The sequence below is a fragment of the Nocardioides seonyuensis genome (assembly GCF_004683965.1).
Lineage (GTDB): Bacteria > Actinomycetota > Actinomycetes > Propionibacteriales > Nocardioidaceae > Nocardioides > Nocardioides seonyuensis.
The window spans coordinates 3,937,159-3,954,787 of sequence record NZ_CP038436.1; the positions used below are offsets into that span (position 1 = coordinate 3,937,159).

The following is a 17,629-nucleotide window of genomic DNA, read 5'->3' on the forward strand; positions in this document are numbered from 1 at the left end:
CGCCTGGTACGACGTTCACCGCCAGGTGGGGGCCACCTCCCGGGAGTAGCGGCGTCCGAGCAGGCCGGTCATGACGCTGACCACCGGACCCGGGATCGTGGCCCGCAGCGACGACAGCTCACGCTCCCCCGCACCGTCCTGCATCCAGGCGAGCGCGTTGGCCGCGTCGACGATGCTCGCCGGACGCAGCCGCTTGGCGACCGCCCTCCACTCCGGGTCGTCCTCGAGGGCAGCCACCAGCGGCTCGACGTCGCGCTCCTCGTGGTCGAGGTGCGTGTTGGTGACCCTGCCTGCCTCGGCCACTGCGTCAGCAGCGGTCGACGCCTGCGCCGTGGTGGGCTCCTGCACCAGGTCGTCGAGAGCGGCCGAGGCGGAGGACAGCGTGACCTTCATCGCCGCGTGCTCCTCCTCCATGGCCGCCAGCAGCGACGCGTCGTGTCCACGGGACTCCAGGAACGGCCAGATGTTGGCGTCCTCGGCCTCATGGTGGTGGGTCAGCTGGTGGACCAGGTGCTGCCACGCCCCGTGCAGCTGGGACGCGCGTGAGCGATCACCCTCGGGGAATGACCGCAGCGCCTGCTCGGTGCGCGCGATGTCTCGGCGTACGGCTGCGTGGATGATCTGGTTCATGCTCAGCTCCGCCACCTCAGAGACCTCGCACCCGCATGACCACTCCGGCGTGGTCGGAGGGCCACAGGCCGGTCGCCGGGTCGCGCGGGTCTCCGTCGCGGCCCGTCACCCGACCGCGGTCGGTGGTGAGCGGCTCACCTGACGCGGTGCGCCCGAAGACCATGTCGATGCGGTGGGTCCACGACCCGGGAAGGGGTTCGTCGACCGTCTCGTTGAGCCCCGAGGTGTCTCCGGCGTCGAAGCCGGGCAGGTCGGCCGGCCGCCCTGAGGCCTTCCAGAGGTCGGTGTAGCCGCCTGGCCCGGTGATCAGCTCGTAGGGTGCCTTGTGGGGCACCGTGTCGATCTCCTTGACCTTGCTGTTGACCGGATCGGAGTTGCAGTCGCACACGAAGATCGTGCTGCGGTCCGGCGAGGTGGCCTCCGACACCAGCTGCTGCGCCTGGGCCAGGGCGATGTCGGAGCTGAAGGCCTCGAGGTGGGTGTTGACGAAGCGGAACCGCTCGGAGCCCGCCCGCACGTCGATCCACTGGTAGCCCCGGTCGAAGTCGAACGTCACGCCCGCGACCCCGAGCGAGAGGTTCACGTCGTAGACAGCCTGACCCTCGTCGATCTCGGTGAGGCTGCTGGACTGTCGCATCAGGACGACGTCGCGCATGGTCAGCCGGATGTCTCGGGGGTTGACCGGTGCCGCGACGCTGCCGGAGAAGCTGGGCGCCTCGACGTCCGCGCGGTCGGCGATGCTGGCCGCCACGTAGGGCGTGCCTCGCTCGGCGAGCTCGTCGAGGAGGATCTGCAGGAAGTCGTAGTCGACGACCTCCGCGTTGGGCACGCCGACCTGCCCGATCTCCATCGGCCCGTGCCGCCACAGGGCGACCTCCTGCAGACCGACCAGGTCGGGTCGCGCGTCACCGATCTCGTCGGCCAGGAGCTCAGCGCGCACGTGGAAGTCGGTGCGATCCACGATCCTGCGGCTCTCGTCCGTCGCGTGGGCGAGTGCGGTGAGCACGGTGATCAGGCTGGCCCCCGGCTGGGCGGCGGCTTCCATCGCTGCCTCGACGGGGCGGTTGATGTCGACGCCGAGATAGATGTTGCGGGTCATCACCGTCACCGGCTTGCCCGGCGGGGTCTTGGCCTCCGCCAGCCCCATCACCGTCAGCGGTGCCAGCAGGACCGACGCCGCGCACCCCAGCGCAGCCAGTCGTCGCCTCGTCGTCATGTTCCCTCCCGGAGTCGCGTGGTCCCTGCATTCTGGACCCGGGAGGGCCGCTTGTCATCGCCCGAATCCTGTGGGCTCCGACCAGATCTACGACAGCGAGGACTCGCCGTCACCGCCCCGCGCCAGGTAGTCGTGCAAGGTGTCGCGGGCGTGCTCGAAGAACGCCCGGACGTTGGTGACGGCCGTCGGGGTGTCGGGGACGCTGCACATCACGTGCGTCCCAGCAGGCATCCGGTTGATCCACACGTTGACGTCGTCGTCGTCCCCACCACCGGTGAGCCCGAAGAACCGCTGGGCGTCCCAGCGCTCGCTGCCGGGGACCAGGCGACCGTCGAGGTACGACACGATCGGCGGGCGCTGGATGCTGTCGCTCTCGAAGCCGAAGACCTCCTTCACCAGCTCCATGACGCGCAGCACGGGCACGTCGGCGCAGACCTGGGCGGACCTGAACGTCTCGCGCACCCGGCGCGCGATGGAGACGATGTCGTCCCCGGCTGCCAGGTCCACGTGGATGGGGGTGAGATTGACGAACCATCCCATCGCCGGGAGCTGCTCGGCAGTGGTCCTGGTGTGGATCGGGTTCAGGAAGCGGTACGCCGAGCGGCCGGCGAGGTCGCGCGCGGCGATGGCGCACGCGGCGTACACGACAGACGGGAACGTCGCACCGTCCTGACGAGCCAGCCTCTCCACAGCCTCGGTCTCGGGACCGTCGAGGAGGTCGATCCGGGCCGGGACGAGCACTTCCTGCTGTCCGGGGGCGAGTCCCAGCTCCATCGGGAACGTGGCCAGCGTGCCCATGTCCTTCATGGCGTAGTCGGCCCAGTAGGCGATGGCGGGGTGCTCGACAGTGACCTGGGCGGCGGCCTCGCGCTCGACCTGCGCATAGTCGGTGTAGCTCACCGTCGGCGGCAGGTCGACCGGACGTCCCTCCTCGAGCGCCTCGTAGATCTCGTTGATCTCGGTGAACGCGATCATGACGCTGAAGCCGTCGGAGTAGCAGTGGTCCTGTCCGAGGTAGACCGCAGACCGCTCCTGGGAGGCGACCGCGACCATCGTGTAGCCCAAGGTGTCGAAGGGCGTGCAGACCTCGTCGAGCAGCGGCCCGACGACCGCACGCAACGACGTCATGTCGTCGACGCGGCCCGCGGCCTCGGCCACGAACTCGATGTCGTCCACGTGCACGTCGTGTCGGACGTAGCCACCTTCGCCGACGGTGAACCACCCTTGCAGGACGCCGTGGCGACGCACCCAGGTCGTCAGGGTGCGGGCCAGGACCTGGGGGTCGATGCGACCTTCGCGCTCGAACGCCAGTGCCAGCCAGCTGGCGTCTCGCTTGCCGATGCGCTCCATCGCCAGGCGCAGGTCGAGGTGGGCGGTCTGCAGGTAGGACGGCTGCGCGTCCGAGCGCTCCGCGCGCCCCATCGCCTGCCTGGTGCGCAGGCTCGGCCTCAGGAGCCACACCTCTCCGGTGACGGTCTCGTGGTCATCGAGACGAGTCATCTGCATGGTGGGCACTCTCCTGTCGTGGGGACGGAACGGTCGGCACGAGCTCGGACCGCGGCACGCGCGAGCCGCGCAACGCGCTCTGCAAGGAGCCCCGCATCAGGACCGCGAGGGTGGAGACCCAGGAAGCACACTCGCGGGTGTCGGGGTGGCGCGCCTCGAGGAACGTCCCGGTGGGCAGGCAGTTGATCCAGGCATGCGCCTGGTCGCTGGGCGGTACGTGGCCCAGGTAGCCGCGAGCCTGGGTGGAGGCCCATTCAGACCATCCGGGGCAGTACCTGGAGTCCATGAACGAGACGACCAGGCCCGGCTCGACTCGGGTGCCGAGCAGGTCCCCCACCACCCCCAGCGGAATGCGACCCGACGGAGCCGAGTCGGTCCAGGCCGACCGGACTGCCATGACCGAGTCACGGAGGTCGGCCGACGGGTCGACGTCGACGGTCAGTGGCGCCACGCCGGCGAACCACCCAACGGACCCGCGGTAGGGACGGGAGCGACCGTGGGTGCTCATCATCGTCCTGACCGTCGTGGGCGCAGGGCCCTCCTGCACGGCGATCGCCCGCAGCAGCAGCGCGATGAACCCCAACCCGTAGGAGACGCCCCACGATTCGCAGAGAGCGCGGAACGCCTCCGACTCCTCCGCAGCGGCGACGGGCAGCGACACCATGGCGTGCGTGACCTGGTCGCCGCGACGCACGCCCGAGGCCGGCGGCAGGCCGGGGACCTGACCGCGATCGTCGAGCAGCTCGCGCCACGGCCGGAGCCGCGGCTCCTGCACGGTGAGCGAGCGGGTGAACTCGCGCTCGTCACGGGCGTGCTCCAGGTGGCTCCCACTGAGCGCGAGCGCCGGGTCGGGGGCATCACCAGCCGCGAAGACCCTGTGCAGCAGCGGGATCTCGGCGGCGAACGTGTACATCGAGAAGCCGTCGAAGGTCACGTGGTCGAAGGCCGCGAAGAGCGTGACCTCATCGCCCGACTCGAGCGTCACGAAGGCCGAGTGCGGCCAGGCGGCCGGGCCGGCGTGCGCCGCGAACCAGTCCATGATGACCGCGTGGACGGCCGAGGCGTCGTCGTGGACCCCCAACGGGACCTCCTCGAACTCCACGACCAGTGGCGGCAACAGCCGGCGACGGAACGGCTCGTCCTGGCCCGGCACGCCTGACGGCAGCCCGACCTGGCCGGGCACGTAGTCGCAGCGCAGGCTCTCGTGCCGGTCGAAAAGGCTCGCGAGGGCGGCGGCCACGGACCCTGGACCGGCGTCGGCCAGCACACAGGAAGCCCCGATCCACGGCGCGTCAGCAGGATCGCCCTGAGTGCGACCCATGGCACCGGAGAGGTGGCCGAGCTGGTCATGGGTCAGGGGTCGCGGGTCCACGGGGCACGACTCAAGGGCCGCACGGCTCGCAGCGGTGGGCACCCATGCCCTGACCTCCCCAGGCCGCACGTCACCCACCCTCAGATGTGACGAACGCAAAACCCTGCCTCCCAGCTTGGGCTACTCCCCAGAATGCAACTCCCGTTGCAAACGCGCGTTACTTTGCGTCACGAACATCTCGGTGTCAACGACGCCGCCCCGAATATCTGGATCGTCTCAGCGGGCAGGATGACGCGCAGGTCCGCAGCCCGTTTCGGGTATGGGGAGGCGCTCAGCAGTCAGAGAGACTGCACCCAGTTGCGCAGGAGCCCGGCCCCGGCGTCACCCGACTTCTCCGGATGGAACTGCGTCGCGCTGAGGGGTCCGTTCTCCACGGCGGCCACGAAGCGGTCTCCCCCGTGCTCGGCCCACGTCACCAGCGGCGCCCGGGTGCGGTCGTTGGTCACCAGGGCCCAGTCGCGGACACCGTAGGAGTGCACGAAGTAGAACCGCTCGCCCTCGACCCCCGTGAAGAGCGTCGACCCGGTCGGCACCTCGACGGTGTTCCAGCCCATGTGCGGCACGACAGGCGCCTGCAGTCGCTCGACCACGCCGGGCCACTCGTCACAACCTTCGGTCTCCACACCGTGCTCCACCCCGCGCGCGAAGAGGATCTGCATCCCGACGCAGATACCGAGCACCGGGCGGCCACCCGCGAGCCGTCGACCGATGATGCGCTCGCCCTTGATCGCCCGCAGCCCGGCCATGCACGCAGCGAACGCGCCGACCCCGGGTACGACGAGCCCGTCAGCCTCCAGCGCTCGGTCGAAGTCCGACGTCAGCGTGACGCTGGCACCTGTCCGTTCGACCGCCCGCACCACTGAGCGGAGGTTGCCCGAGCCGTAGTCGAGGACGACGACGTCCTCGCTCACAGTGCTCCCTTCGTCGAGGGCACACCCGTCTCTCGCGGGTCCAGCGCGATCGCGTCGCGCAGCGCGCGTGCGAAGGCCTTGAACTGCGTCTCCACGATGTGGTGCGGGTCGCGGCCGGCCAGCACGCGCACGTGCAGGGCGAGGTGGGCGTGGAAGGCGAGTGTCTCGAACACGTGTCGCGTCAGCGACCCCTGGTAGGGCGCGCCGTTGGGGCCGTTGCCGCCGATGGCGACGTACTCCTGACCCGCCGGCTCGCCGGTGTGCACGCAGTAGGGACGTCCCGACACGTCGACGACGGCCTGCACCAGCGCCTCGTCGAGCGGCACCGTCGCGTCTCCGAACCGGCGGATCCCGGCCTTGTCACCGAGAGCCTCGCGCAACGCCTGCCCGAGCGCGATCGCGGTGTCCTCGACGGAGTGGTGGGCATCGACGTGGGTGTCGCCGGTGGTGTGGACGACGAGGTCGATCAGGGAGTGCCGGGCGAAGGCGGTGAGCATGTGGTCGTAGAACGCGACGCCCGTGGTGACCTGCGACCGGCCGGTGCCGTCGAGGTGGACCTCGACCTTGACGCTCGACTCGCTCGTGGTGCGCTCGACGGTGGCCGTGCGGCTCATGCTTGCTCCTTCATCACGTCAGTGAGTGCGTGCCTGAATGCTGTCATCTCCTCGGGCGTCCCGATGGACACCCGCAACCATCCCTGCGGCCCGGTCTCGCGGATCAGCACCCCCCGGTCGAGGAGGCGCTGCCAGACAGCATGCCGGTCGGGAAAGCGCCCGAACAACGCGAAATTGGAATCGGAGTCGGGCACCTCGAGCCCTTGGTCCCGCAACCACGCCACCGTCAGGTCGCGCTCGACGCGCAGGTCCTCCACCCGGCCGAGCAGCTCAGGGGCGTGCCGCAGTGCCGCAACCGCGGTCGCCTGGGTGACCGCGGAGAGGTGGTAGGGCAACCGCACCACGCGGATGGCGTCGCCGATCGCCGGGTCCGCGGCGAGGTAGCCCAGCCTGGCCCCGGCGAGCGCGAACGCCTTGCTCATCGTGCGGGTGACCACGAGGTTGCGGTGACGCGGCAGCAGCTCCAGGGCGCTGGGCGTGCCTGCCCGGCGGAACTCGCCGTAGGCCTCGTCGACGACGACGAGGCCGCCCGGCTCGTAGGACGCCGCCGCCTCGCACAGCGCCGAGACAGCCTCCGGAGGCAGGGCGGTTCCGGTCGGGTTGTTGGGACTGGGCAGGAGCACGATCGTCGGGCGCCGCTCGAGCACGAGCTTGCGTGCGGCGTCGAGGTCGAGCGAGAAGTCCTCCTCGCGCCGGCCCACGACCCACTCGGTCATCGCGTCGCGGGCGTACTCGGGGTACATCGAGTAGGTGGGGGCGAAGGACAGCGCGCACCTGCCCGGACCGCCGAACGCCTGCAGGAGCTGGAGCATGACCTCGTTGGAGCCGTTGGCAGCCCACACCATCTCGGGTGTGATGCCGTGGCCCCCCGAGGAGTTGAGGTAGGCCGCCAGGCCCTCGCGCAGCTCGGTGAACTCACGGTCGGGGTAGCGGTTGAGGCTGGCTGCCGCACGCCCCACCGCACGCGCGATGTCTGCTGCGGCCTCCGGCGAGGGTCCGTAGGGGTTCTCGTTGACGTTGAGCTGGACGGGCACGTCGAGCTGCGGGGCCCCGTAGGGCTCGATGCCGCGCAGCTCCTCCCGCAGAGGAGGAAAGGTCATCGCTCGAACCGACTGCTCACGCCTGCGCCGTGGCCGGGCAGGTCCTCGGCCTCGGCCAGCGCGACGACGTGGTCCGCGACGGCGGCCAGTGCCTCGCGCGTGTAGTCCACCACGTGCACCTGCTTGAGGAACGACTTCACCCCGAGGCCGGAGGAGTGGCAGGCGCACCCTGCGGTGGGCAGCACGTGGTTGGACCCGGCGCAGTAGTCGCCCACCGCGACCGGGGACCAGGACCCCAGGAAGATGGCTCCGGCATTGCGGACCCTGCTGGAGAGCGCTGCCGCGTCGCGGGTCTGGATCTCGAGGTGCTCGGACGCGTAGGCGTTCACCACGTCCAGGCCCTGGTCCATGTCGCGCACCAGGACGATGGCCGACTGCTCGCCTCCCAGCGCGTCGGCGATGCGCGCGGAGTGCCGGGTCGCACCGACCTGCTTCTCCAGCTCCGCCTCGACGTCGTCGGCCAGCACGTCGGAGTCGGTGACCAGGAGTGCGGCCGAGGTGCCGCCGTGCTCGGCCTCGGTGAGGAGGTCCGCGGCAACGAATGCGGCCTCTGCCGAGTCGTCGGCGAGCACCGCGATCTCACTGGGACCGGCTTCGGAGTCGATGCCGACGAGCCCGCGCAGAAGTCGCTTGGCTGCGGTCACGTAGAGGTTGCCGGGGCCAATGACCATGTCGACGCGGCGACAGGGCCCGGCGCCGTGCGCGAACATCGCGACCGCCTGGGCGCCGCCGACGGCGTAGACCTCGTCCACCCCGAGCAAGGCGCAGGCAGCCAGGATCGACGCGTCGGGCAAGCCGGTCTCGCGCGTGGGCGGAGCCGACAACGCGATGGACCTGACTCCTGCCACCTGGGCAGGGACGACGTTCATGACCACGGTGGAGACGAGGGGCGCCAACCCTCCGGGGACGTAGAGGCCGACCCGGTCCACCGGCACCGACCTGTGGGTCACGACCGCGCCGGGGGCCACCTCGATGCTGTGGTCGTCCTCGAGGTCGGCCTCGCACGTCGCGCGCAAGCGTCGTACGGACTCCTCGAGCGCGGCGCGGACGCCGGGGTCGAGTGCCTCGAGCGACCGGACCAGCGCCTCCGAGGGGACCCGCAGGTCGTCGAGACGCACCCCGTCGAGCTCCTCGGTCAGCTCGACGATCGCGTCGACGCCGCGCGTGCGCACGGCGTCGACGATCTCCTGCACCCGATGCATCACGGCCTCGACGTCGAACTCGGCGCGAGGAACGCTCGCGCGGTAGTCGACGGACGCCGGGTCGGCGTCCCTCAGGTCGATGCGACGGATCAGGGACATGCCCCGATTCTAGGTTCGCCCCGGTGGCGGCGTTGCCCCGCCCACGAGGCGTGGACGAGTGGCTAGGGTCGTGGCGTGGCCGACTCCATGCCGATGTTCCCGCTGAACACCGTGGTGTTCCCCGGCATGACCGTGCCCCTGCACGTCTTCGAGGAGCGCTACCGCGCCCTGGTCGACCACCTGCTCGAGGTGCCGGACCCCGGCCAGCGCGTGTTCGGGACGGTGGCGATCCGTGAGGGCTACGAGGTCGGCGACCACGGCGCCCAGTCCATCTACCGGGTCGGATGCACCCTTCAGCTCACCGAGGTCGAGCCGCGACCTGACGGCTCCTTCGACGTCGTGGCCGTCGGCCGGGACAGGCTGCTGCTCGACCGCATGGAGCCCGGCGGCGACTACCCCCACGGCCTCGCCAGCGTCGTCGTGGAGCCGCGTGTCCGGGTCGAGGAGCAGGTGCTGGACCGCGCCCGGGCCACGTTCACGGCCTACCGTGCCGCCATGGCCCAGCTCCAGGGTGACCCGTTCAGCGGCACGCTGCCGCGCGACCCCGACTACCTGGCCTGGACGCTGTCGGCCATCGCGCCGCTGCCGATGGCGGAGCGGCAGTCGCTCCTCGAGGCGCCCGACTCCCAGGAACGGCTCGAGCTGGTGACCCACCTGCTGCGCGAGGAGCTGCGCGCGATCAACGTGATCCCCTCGCTGCCGGCCACCCAGGTCGCGCGCACAGCGTGGTCGCCCAACTGACGATGGGACGCAAGAAGCCGGCGGGCGGCTCAGGCACACGCGCGACCACCGTGCTCACCGAGGCTGGCATCCACTTCACCAGCCGGGCCTACGAGCACGACCCCCGCGCCGAGAGCTTCGGCCTGGAGGCGGCCGAGGCCCTCGGGGTCGAGCCGGAGCGCGTGCTCAAGACCTTGATGGCGCTGCTCGACGGCGCCCTCGTCGTGGGCATCGTGCCGGTGTCCGGTCAGCTCGACCTGAAGGCGCTCGCTCGCGCGCTCGGCGGCAGCAAGGCCGTGATGGCGCCCGTTGACCTGGCCGAGCGTGCCACCGGCTACGTCGCCGGCGGCATCTCCCCCGTCGGCCAGCGCCGGCCGCACCCCACCGTCCTCGACGAGAGTGCGCTGTCGTACGACACCGTGCTCGTGTCCGGCGGCAGGCGCGGCCTCGACCTCGAGCTCGCGCCTGCCGACCTGGTCACGGTGACCGGGGCCGTGGTGGCGGCCGTCAGTCGGTCGTGAGCCTCACCACGCCGTGACCGACTCCGTCGTCGAACCAGCTGCTCACGCCCAGGGCTGAGAGCGGTGCGAGGTTCTCGGCGACCGTCGGGTCGATGTCGTCGGCGACCCGCACGAGCCAGTCGTCGTCGGCGTTGAAGTTGACGAACAGGACCGCCTGCGCGTCGCCAGAATCGTCGACGAGGTCCTCGAACACCTCGTTGTCGCCGAGGGACCCGTCCTCGGCGAGCTCCTCCCGGAACGCGTCGTCGGGACTCATCGCGACGTGGTCGTCGGACGCGGCCGACTCGAGCAGTCCTTGCTCGTCGGGGCCCAGCTGCGGCTCGATCTTGTCGAGGACGCTTCGCACGTCATCGGGGTCACCCTTGATCTTCACGCCGATCGGCAGCTCGAGCACGCCGCCGTTGGCGAGCGCGTCGGCGTCGATGCCATCGCCCAGTGCCACGGTCATGCCTTCGCCGAAGAGCTTCTCGAGGTCAGTGGGCAAGTCCAGGCCGGTGGCTTCGCTCGCCTCCGCGTAGAGGTCCTCGACGGTGGTGTCCTCGCCCTCGGCGGTGGCGATCTGCTCGGCGATGGCGTCGACCCAGCCGTCCTTGAGACCCATGCCCAGGGCGGCGACGGTGTCCTCGGGCAGCGACGCGACGAGGTCCATGCCGACGGTGCTCGCGAAGAACTCCTGCATCTGCTGGTTGGCGCTGGCAGCGGACTCGATCTCGAGCGCCCCGTCGTCGAAGCGCACGGTCATCGCCATGCCCTCGAAGTCCTCGATGGCACCCGTCATCGAGGGGTCGCCGGCCATGGTCGCGGGGCCGAAGAACATGCCGCTCGAGGCGAAAACGTCGTCGAAGTGGGCGGCCGCCCCAGCTGCCACGTAGACGGAGAGGATGCCCGGGTCACCGGCTTCGCCGGTCCACCGGGTGAACTCGTCGTCGTCGGCCAGGGAGCCCTCGCCCGCCGCCTCGACGACGCCCTCGACCGCCTCGTGGTCCTCCCCCACGACCAGCCAGTCACCCTCGATGATCCACGGACCGGTCTCGGCCGAGGCGTCCTCGTCGTCACCACCGCACACCCGCACGAAGTTGGCCATCCCGTCCTCGGCCTTGCCGGGGTCGGTCACCTGGATGACGCCGACCGGGACGACCTCGCCGTCGGCCCCCTCGACCCCGGCCATGGCTGCTCGCGAGCCGAGCCACGGGTCGATGTCCCGCTCGAAGTCGAGCCCCTCGCACTCGCCGGACTCGGTGAGCTCGGCGAAGAGCTGCTCGCGCAGGTCGTCGTCGGCGTCGAAGTTCATCTCCTCCTCGAGTCCGGGGAACTTGCGGAGAGTCCGGATCGCCTCGATCTTCTGGCTGCCGCTCGGATCCAGGTCGATCGACGCGTAGGCCACCGTGGTCGAAGCGGGCAGCGCCTCGGCCGGCTGGGCTCCCGTCGCGAAGAAGCTCGTCGCCGCCCAGGCGGCACCCCCGATCACGGCCGCCGTGGCCACGACGCCCCCCAGCACGATCGCCCGCTTGCGATTGTCAGTCTTGGTCTCGACACCTTCGTCGAGGTATTCAGCTTGTCCACCCGTGTCAGTCATGGGCGGGAGCCTACTGGCGCTCGCGCCTCGGTACGCCGCTCCGGCTGAGGTGTGAAATGGGCTCTCGGAGCTCGTGCGGGGACCGCATGGGTTCCTGGCGCAGCCGCGAGGGACGTTGCCTGTTGCCCACCGCGCCGACGAGCGCCATGCCTGGACTCCAGCGAGACGTACTGCGCGCTGTTGATCGGTGGCGCTGGCCTCTCCGCGCTGATCCTCACTACACACGAGGACGGGATCGCCGCGCCCTTCAGCGAGTTCCGCCCCGGTCTCGACCACGTGAGCCTCGCCGTCCCAGATCTGGCGAGCCTCGAGGAGTGGCGAGCGCGGCTCACGGAGCAGGGCGTGGGCTCCGACCTTCGCTGGAGCGAATGGGGACACCACCTCAACTTCAGGGATCCGGACAACATCGCCGTGGAGTTGGTGGTGGTCGAGCCGGACGCAGAAGTGCAACAGGTGCTGGGTCGCGCGGCGCGTACCTGAGGTGGTCCCGACACGGGACCTGCTCAGCAGGTGGGCAGGGTGATCGTGCCGGTGGGGGTGACGAGGGCGGTGACTCCGGCGGGGCCGGTCCACAGGTAGGTGCCCGGAGTGGTGCGTTGGTAGGTCCAGCTCCCGGTGGTCTTGGCTCGGTGGTGTCTTCGACACAGCGGCGCAAGATTGTCAGGTCTTGTCTGGCCGCTGCCGTCTTCTCGGGGAGGACCACCTTCGTCTGGGTCCTCGTAGGGCTCGATGTGGTCGAGGTCGGCGTGCCGTGAGGGGTGTGAGCACCACGGGAACACGCAGGTCGAGTCGCGGAGAACGACCTGCTCGGCCATCCGCCGTGGCGGGTCGTGCCGGTCCACGGACCAGGTGTCCTCGCTCGCGACGTGGAGGACCGGCTGGATGGTGACCCGGGCCCTGCCCATCCACTCCTTGATCTGGTCGAGGGTGACCGGGCCGAGACCTTCGACGGTGCCGACCGCACCGGGTACGCCGGCGGCGACGTCGGCGAGGGAGGCGTGAAGGTAGAGGCGGACCCTGGCGTCGCGGCGCTCGATGAGGCGGCGGCGGACTGCGGCCTGTTCCTCCGGGGTCGTCTCCTCGTCGAGGAGGGTGGTGAGGTCGAGGCGGGCCTGGGCGTCGGCGATGACACCGAGGGCCTTGGCCTTGCGGACCTCGAAGGTGTCGCCGTCACCCAGGGCGCCGAGTGCTTCTGCTTCGGCGCGCACGACGTCGTGGAACCGGGTCAGGTCGAGGGTGTCGCCGACGGCGTGGATCTCTGAGGTCGCGCCGCCCTCGCGGGGGTCGCGGTGCTTGAGCTGCACGTCCCACTCGCTGCGGCTGCGCTTGTCCTTCTCGGCCAGGGGCTCGCCGTCGACACGGGCGGCGGCCTCGGCGATCAACCGGTCCAACGCCCCGAGGCTGAGGGACCCGACCCTGCCGGCGGTGTGCCGGTCCACCCACAGGGCAGCGTCCAGGGACAGGTCGCGGGTGCGGGCTGCGACCCGCCGCGCCTTCCACGCAGGCACGAATCCGGCCTGGGTCTGGTGCCACAGCACCGGGAGTCGGTGGTGCAGGTCCAGCGAATCCGCGAGCAGCGCCGTCGCAGACGAAGGGGCGATCCCACAAGCGACGGCGAGCGGCTCGGCGGTGAACGCCGCCACCGCCGGCGTCCCTTCACCGCCCAACGTCTCCGGGGCTTCTAGGACCGAAGGCAACACGGGTCCGTGAGCGGTCTCGGCCGCGTCCACGACCGGGTGCGCGATCGCCCACTCGTAGGCGATACGCAACTGGTGCACCGCCGCCTCGCGCAGCACCGCCTCGCACTCCGCCGCCTGCTCCAACAGACCGGTCACGCTCGCACCCGCGAGGTCGACGACCTCGAGATCGGAGTCTTGTGCGGTGCTGGTCATGGGAATACTCAACCAGTCACCACCGACAGTCCAAGGCCCCAGAACTCCCATTCCACAGGGGTTTCGAGACAGGACCCTTCGAGACGGCCGCGGGCGGCCTCCTCAGGACGGCGCTCCGTCCTTCCTCAACCACCGGAGGGTGGGGGCTTGCGCGCTTCGTCAGCCGGCGTCGCGAGATGTGCGCGGGCCGAGGAGATAGCTCACGGCCAATCCGGTGACTGCGCCGAGGGGCCAGGCGAGCAGGGCGGGAGATCGCAGGGGGTTGCGCGTGTCGTCGGCGGTTGCCACCACGAGGTCTGACGGGATGGTGGTGAAGTCGGCCTCTCCCGCTGCCAGCACGCGGGGGTCCGGCGGGCCGAGCAGGTGGCCGATGGAGTACATGACCCAGGCAGCGAGCGCAGACCCCACGACGACGCCCACGAGCGTCGCGACCTCATGACGCGGGACGGCCGAGACCACGACACCCAGCACCAGGCCGACGGGGAACGCCAGGGCGACATAGAGCGCAGTGCCCGAGAGGGCGACGTCGGGACCGGCAGGGTCGAGGAGCCACATCCCCTGGTAGGCGACACCCGAGGGCGGCTCCCACCACGCGTTCCAGATGACGCCTGCCAACGCTCCGCACGCCACGAACCCGACCACCACGAGGCAGGCCCGACCCCAGGGTCCGGTCAGCCAGTCAGGCATCCAGGCCCCAGGAGCTGCTTGAGGTCGGCGAACAGGGCCGGACTGGGCGTCACGCGCAGCCGGTCGTCGAGCTTGAGGACCTTGGTGGATGCCCGGGTGAGGAGGCGCAGCTGCACCTCGGTCATGCCGGGGTGGGTGCCGAGGACGTCCTTCAGCTGCTCGACCACCGGAGCAGTGCAGCGGGTCGAGGGGAGGCTGATCACCACCGGACCGGTGGGCCCGGTCGAGATGTCAGGTGAGGTGACCTCCTGTGCCCTGATCTCGGGTTGGTCCTTGTCACGCGAGAGCTGGCCCTTGACCCGGACGATCGCGTCCTCGACGAGCAGCGTCGACGCGAGCTGGTAGGAGCTGGGGAACAGCAGCACCTCGATGGCGCCGTCGAGGTCCTCCAGCGTGATCGTCGCCCAAGCGTCACCGCGCTTGGTGATCTTGCGTTGGACGGAGGTGATAAGACCGCTCACCGTGATCGTCGAGCCGTGGGCACGCTCCTCGTCGAGCATCAGCGCGCCGATGCTGGTGTCGGTGCCCTGCGACAGGACGTGCTCGAGACCGAGGAGGGGGTGGTCGGAGACGTAGAGCCCGAGCATCTCGCGCTCGTGGCCGAGCAACGTCATCTTGTCCCACTCGTCGATCTCGGGGATCGCCACCGAGACACCGAAGCCGGAGTCGTCGTCCTCCATCCCCCCGAAGAGCGAGTCCTGGCCGATCGCCTCGTTCTTCTTGATGTCGACGTACTGGTCGACGGCGGACTCGTGGATCGTCACCAGGGCGCGACGCCTGTGCTTCATCTCGTCGAACGCGCCGGCCTTGACCAGGGACTCGATCACACGCTTGTTGCAGACCAGCGCCGGGACCTTCTCCATGAAGTCGTTGAAGTCGGCGTATCGCCCCTTCTCCTCCCGCGCCGAGACGATCCCCTCCACGACGTTGCCGCCGACGTTGCGGACCGCCGTCAGCCCGAACCGGATGTCGCGGCCGACCGGGGTGAAGTTGGCGTGGGACTCGTTCACGTCGGGCGGCAGGACCTGGATCTTCATCCGGCGACACTCGTTGAGGTAGATCGCCATCTTGTCCTTGTCGTCCTTCACCGACGTCAGGAGCGCGGCCATGTATTCAGCCGGGTAGTTGGCCTTGAGGTAGGCGGTGTAGTAGCTGACCACCCCGTAGGCCGCGGAGTGGGCCTTGTTGAAGGCGTAGTCGGAGAAGGGCAGCAGGATGTCCCAGAGCGTCTTGATGGCAGCCGGTGAGTAGCCGCGCTCCTGCATGCCGCCGGAGAAGGTCTCGAACTGCTTGTCCAGCTCCTCCTTCTTCTTCTTGCCCATGGCGCGTCGCAGCAGGTCGGCCTGGCCGAGCGTGTAGCCCGCCAGCTTCTGCGCGATCGCCATGACCTGCTCCTGGTAGACGATCAGGCCGTAGGTCTCGCCGAGGATGTCCTTGAGGGCCTCAGCGAGCTCGGGGTGGATCGGCTCCACCGGCTCGCGACCGGTCTTGCGGCGGGCGTACTTGTTGTGGGAGTCGGCCCCCATCGGGCCAGGTCGGTAGAGGGCACCGACGGCCGAGATGTCCTCGAAGGTGTCGGGCCGCATCGACCGCAGCAGGGCACGCATCGGACCACCGTCGAGCTGGAAGACACCCAGCGTGTCGCCGCGCTGGAGCAGCTCGTAGGTCTTGGGGTCGGTGAGCTCGAGCTCCTCGAGGACGAGGTCCTCACCGCAGTTGGTCTTGATGTTCTTGACCGCGTCGTCGAGGACGGTGAGGTTGCGCAGCCCCAGGAAGTCCATCTTGATCAGGCCCAGGGACTCGCACGTGGGGTAGTCGAACTGGGTGATCATCGCCCCGTCGGCCGGGCGCTTCAGCAGGGGGATCACGTCGATCAGCGGCTCGCTGGACATGATCACGCCCGCCGCGTGGACCCCCCACTGGCGCTTGAGGCCCTCGATGCCCATCGCGGTGTCGACGACCCGGCGCACGTCGGCGTCACCGTCGTAGAGGGCTCGGAACTCGCCACCCTCGCCGTAGCGCTTGTGCTCGGGGTTGAAGATCTCCTTGAGCGGGACGTCCTTGCCCATGACCGCGGCCGGCATCGCCTTGGTGATCCGGTCGCCCATGGCGAAGGGGTAGGCGAGGATGCGGCTGGAGTCCTTGACGGCCTGCTTGGCCTTGATCGTGCCGTAGGTGACGATGTAGGACACCCGGTCGTCGCCGTACTTCTCGGTGACGTACTTGATGACCTCGCCACGACGGCGCTCGTCGAAGTCGATGTCGAAGTCGGGCATCGAGACCCGGTCGGGGTTGAGGAAGCGCTCGAAGATCAGCCCGTGCTCGAGCGGGTCGAGGTCGGTGATGCGCAGCGCGTAGGCGACCATCGAGCCCGCCCCGGAGCCACGACCCGGACCCACCCGGATGCCGTTGTCCTTGGCCCAGTTGATGAAGTCGGCGACGACGAGGAAGTAACCCGGGAAGCCCATCTGGGTGATGACGCCGAGCTCGAACTCGGCCTGCTTGCGGACGTGATCTGGGACGCCGCCGGGATAGCGGACGAGCAGCCCTCGCTCGACCTCCTTGACCAGCCAGGAGTCCTCGTTCTCTCCCTCGGGACAGGGGAAGCGCGGCATGTAGGTGCCGTTGCCCTCGGTGAAGGCGACGTCGCAGCGCTCGGCGATGAGCAGGGTGTTGTCGCACGCCTCGGGGAGGTCGCGCCAGAGCTCGCGCATCTCGGCCGCGGTCTTGATGTAGTAGCTGGTGCCGTTGAAGGCGAAGCGCTGGCCGGGGCCGTCGCCGGCCGGGATGTCCATCGTGGAGCCGGAGTTGATGCAGAGCAGGTGCTCCTGGCTCGGAGCATCGGCCTCGTGGACGTAGTGGGAGTCGTTGGTCGCGAGCAGCGGGATCTGCAGGTCACGGGCGAGCCGCAGGAGCCCCTCGCGGACCCGGCGCTCGATGTCGAGACCGTGGTCCATCAGCTCGAGGAAGTAGTTGTCGCGGCCCAGGATGTCCTGATAGTCGGCCGCGGTCTGGCGCGCAGCGGCGTAGTTGTCGTGGCGCAGGTGGACCTGCACCTCGCCGCTCGGGCAACCGGTCGTGCCGATGATGCCGCGAGAGTGCTGCGCGAGGAGCTCACGATCGGCTCGCGGGTGCTGGAAGAACCCGTCACGCCAGGCCCCGGTCGAGAGCCGGAAGAGGTTGTGCATGCCCTCGGTGGACTCGGAGAGCAGCGTCATGTGGGTGTAGGCGCCGCGGCTAGAGACGTCGTCGGGACCGCCCTTGTAGAAGTTGACGCGCTTGCGCTCGAAGCGGCTGATGTTGGGGGTGAAGTAGGCCTCCATGCCGATGATGGGCTTCACCCCGGCGGCCTTGCACTGCCTGTAGAACTCATAGGCCCCGAACACGTTGCCGTGGTCGGTCATGGCGATGGCCGGCATGCCCAGGCTCGCCGCGCGCTCGGCCAGGTCCTTCAACCGGGCGGCGCCGTCGAGCATGGAGTACTCGGTGTGGACGTGCAGGTGGGCGAAGGAGTCGCTGGAGCCGGCCGACATGAGCGGGTCTTCCACACCTTCCGGGTCGCGAGCGGGTCGGGAAAAGAGGT

The 17,629-nt window shown here is 69.8% G+C and carries 15 protein-coding genes; 3 read left to right on the top strand and 12 right to left on the bottom strand.

Going from position 1 to position 17,629, the window contains the following annotated elements:
* Positions 1-15: 15 nt before the first annotated feature.
* The 8 genes from EXE58_RS19140 to hisD all read right to left on the bottom strand — a co-directional run bounded on the left by EXE58_RS19140 (position 16) and on the right by hisD (position 8,644).
* A complete protein-coding gene (locus tag EXE58_RS19140) occupies positions 16-630 on the bottom strand; it encodes a hemerythrin domain-containing protein (protein WP_135269317.1) in 615 nt (204 codons plus the stop codon).
* 16 nt (positions 631-646) lie between these two features.
* Complete coding sequence (locus EXE58_RS19145; protein ID WP_135269318.1) at positions 647-1,846, bottom strand: exonuclease/endonuclease/phosphatase family protein; 1,200 nt, start codon at positions 1,844-1,846, stop codon at positions 647-649.
* Positions 1,847-1,933: 87 nt separating this feature from the next.
* Positions 1,934-3,352, bottom strand: coding sequence for a condensation domain-containing protein (locus EXE58_RS19150; RefSeq protein ID WP_135269319.1), 1,419 nt, complete (start codon positions 3,350-3,352; stop codon positions 1,934-1,936).
* Positions 3,330-4,724 carry a condensation domain-containing protein gene (locus EXE58_RS19155; RefSeq protein WP_135269320.1) on the bottom strand — a complete coding sequence of 465 codons (1,395 nt, stop codon included), beginning with the start codon at positions 4,722-4,724 and terminating at the stop codon, positions 3,330-3,332. The genes EXE58_RS19150 and EXE58_RS19155 overlap by 23 nt, the downstream gene beginning before the upstream one ends.
* A 278-nt stretch (positions 4,725-5,002) precedes the next feature.
* Positions 5,003-5,635: an imidazole glycerol phosphate synthase subunit HisH gene (gene hisH / locus EXE58_RS19160; protein WP_135269321.1), complete on the bottom strand. Its 633-nt coding sequence runs from the start codon at positions 5,633-5,635 to the stop codon at positions 5,003-5,005.
* Entirely contained in the window at positions 5,632-6,249 is a 618-nt protein-coding gene (hisB, locus tag EXE58_RS19165) for an imidazoleglycerol-phosphate dehydratase HisB (RefSeq protein WP_135269322.1), read from the bottom strand. The genes hisH and hisB overlap by 4 nt, the downstream gene beginning before the upstream one ends.
* Positions 6,246-7,349, bottom strand: coding sequence for a histidinol-phosphate transaminase (locus EXE58_RS19170; RefSeq protein ID WP_135269323.1), 1,104 nt, complete (start codon positions 7,347-7,349; stop codon positions 6,246-6,248). Before EXE58_RS19170 ends, hisB begins: the two co-directional genes overlap by 4 nt.
* Positions 7,346-8,644 (bottom strand): histidinol dehydrogenase, encoded by a 1,299-nt coding sequence (gene hisD / locus EXE58_RS19820; RefSeq protein ID WP_135269716.1) that lies wholly within the window; start codon positions 8,642-8,644, stop codon positions 7,346-7,348. The genes EXE58_RS19170 and hisD overlap by 4 nt, the downstream gene beginning before the upstream one ends.
* An 81-nt stretch (positions 8,645-8,725) precedes the next feature.
* On the opposite strand from hisD, the gene EXE58_RS19180 reads away from it, so the two are divergent.
* Positions 8,726-9,391, top strand: coding sequence for an LON peptidase substrate-binding domain-containing protein (locus EXE58_RS19180; RefSeq protein ID WP_135269324.1), 666 nt, complete (start codon positions 8,726-8,728; stop codon positions 9,389-9,391).
* 2 nt (positions 9,392-9,393) lie between these two features.
* Positions 9,394-9,891, top strand: coding sequence for a Cys-tRNA(Pro) deacylase (gene ybaK, locus EXE58_RS19185; RefSeq protein WP_135269717.1), 498 nt, complete (start codon positions 9,394-9,396; stop codon positions 9,889-9,891).
* Here ybaK and EXE58_RS19190 read toward each other — a convergent pair.
* Positions 9,878-11,467 (bottom strand): DUF3352 domain-containing protein, encoded by a 1,590-nt coding sequence (locus EXE58_RS19190; protein WP_135269325.1) that lies wholly within the window; start codon positions 11,465-11,467, stop codon positions 9,878-9,880. The genes ybaK and EXE58_RS19190 overlap by 14 nt on opposite strands.
* Positions 11,468-11,647: 180 nt before the next feature.
* On the opposite strand from EXE58_RS19190, the gene EXE58_RS19195 reads away from it, so the two are divergent.
* Complete coding sequence (locus tag EXE58_RS19195) at positions 11,648-11,947, top strand: VOC family protein (RefSeq protein ID WP_135269326.1); 300 nt, start codon at positions 11,648-11,650, stop codon at positions 11,945-11,947.
* Between the two features lie 23 nt (positions 11,948-11,970).
* Here EXE58_RS19195 and EXE58_RS19200 read toward each other — a convergent pair whose 3' ends face one another.
* The 3 genes from EXE58_RS19200 to dnaE all read right to left on the bottom strand — a co-directional run bounded on the left by EXE58_RS19200 (position 11,971) and on the right by dnaE (position 17,579).
* Positions 11,971-13,359 (bottom strand): HNH endonuclease signature motif containing protein, encoded by a 1,389-nt coding sequence (locus tag EXE58_RS19200; protein WP_135269327.1) that lies wholly within the window; start codon positions 13,357-13,359, stop codon positions 11,971-11,973.
* 159 nt (positions 13,360-13,518) lie between these two features.
* The gene (locus tag EXE58_RS19205) at positions 13,519-14,046 is read right to left on the bottom strand and encodes a hypothetical protein (protein ID WP_135269328.1); all 528 of its coding nucleotides are present in this window, start codon (positions 14,044-14,046) and stop codon (positions 13,519-13,521) included.
* Positions 14,031-17,579 (bottom strand): DNA polymerase III subunit alpha, encoded by a 3,549-nt coding sequence (dnaE, locus tag EXE58_RS19210; RefSeq protein ID WP_135269718.1) that lies wholly within the window; start codon positions 17,577-17,579, stop codon positions 14,031-14,033. The genes EXE58_RS19205 and dnaE overlap by 16 nt, the downstream gene beginning before the upstream one ends.
* Positions 17,580-17,629 lie beyond the last annotated feature (50 nt).

What these genes read in the sequence shown, in the direction of transcription:
- EXE58_RS19140 (WP_135269317.1), bottom strand. Translation starts at nt 630, where the DNA reads ATGAACCAGATCATCCACGCAGCCGTACGCCGAGACATCGCGCGCACC.
- EXE58_RS19145 (WP_135269318.1), bottom strand. Translation starts at nt 1,846, where the DNA reads ATGACGACGAGGCGACGACTGGCTGCGCTGGGGTGCGCGGCGTCGGTC.
- EXE58_RS19150 (WP_135269319.1), bottom strand. Translation starts at nt 3,352, where the DNA reads ATGCAGATGACTCGTCTCGATGACCACGAGACCGTCACCGGAGAGGTG.
- hisB (WP_135269322.1), bottom strand. Translation starts at nt 6,249, where the DNA reads ATGAGCCGCACGGCCACCGTCGAGCGCACCACGAGCGAGTCGAGCGTC.
- EXE58_RS19170 (WP_135269323.1), bottom strand. Translation starts at nt 7,349, where the DNA reads ATGACCTTTCCTCCTCTGCGGGAGGAGCTGCGCGGCATCGAGCCCTAC.
- ybaK (WP_135269717.1), top strand. Translation starts at nt 9,394, where the DNA reads ATGGGACGCAAGAAGCCGGCGGGCGGCTCAGGCACACGCGCGACCACC.
- EXE58_RS19190 (WP_135269325.1), bottom strand. Translation starts at nt 11,467, where the DNA reads ATGACTGACACGGGTGGACAAGCTGAATACCTCGACGAAGGTGTCGAG.
- EXE58_RS19200 (WP_135269327.1), bottom strand. Translation starts at nt 13,359, where the DNA reads ATGACCAGCACCGCACAAGACTCCGATCTCGAGGTCGTCGACCTCGCG.
- EXE58_RS19205 (WP_135269328.1), bottom strand. Translation starts at nt 14,046, where the DNA reads ATGCCTGACTGGCTGACCGGACCCTGGGGTCGGGCCTGCCTCGTGGTG.
- dnaE (WP_135269718.1), bottom strand. Translation starts at nt 17,579, where the DNA reads ATGTCGGCCGGCTCCAGCGACTCCTTCGCCCACCTGCACGTCCACACC.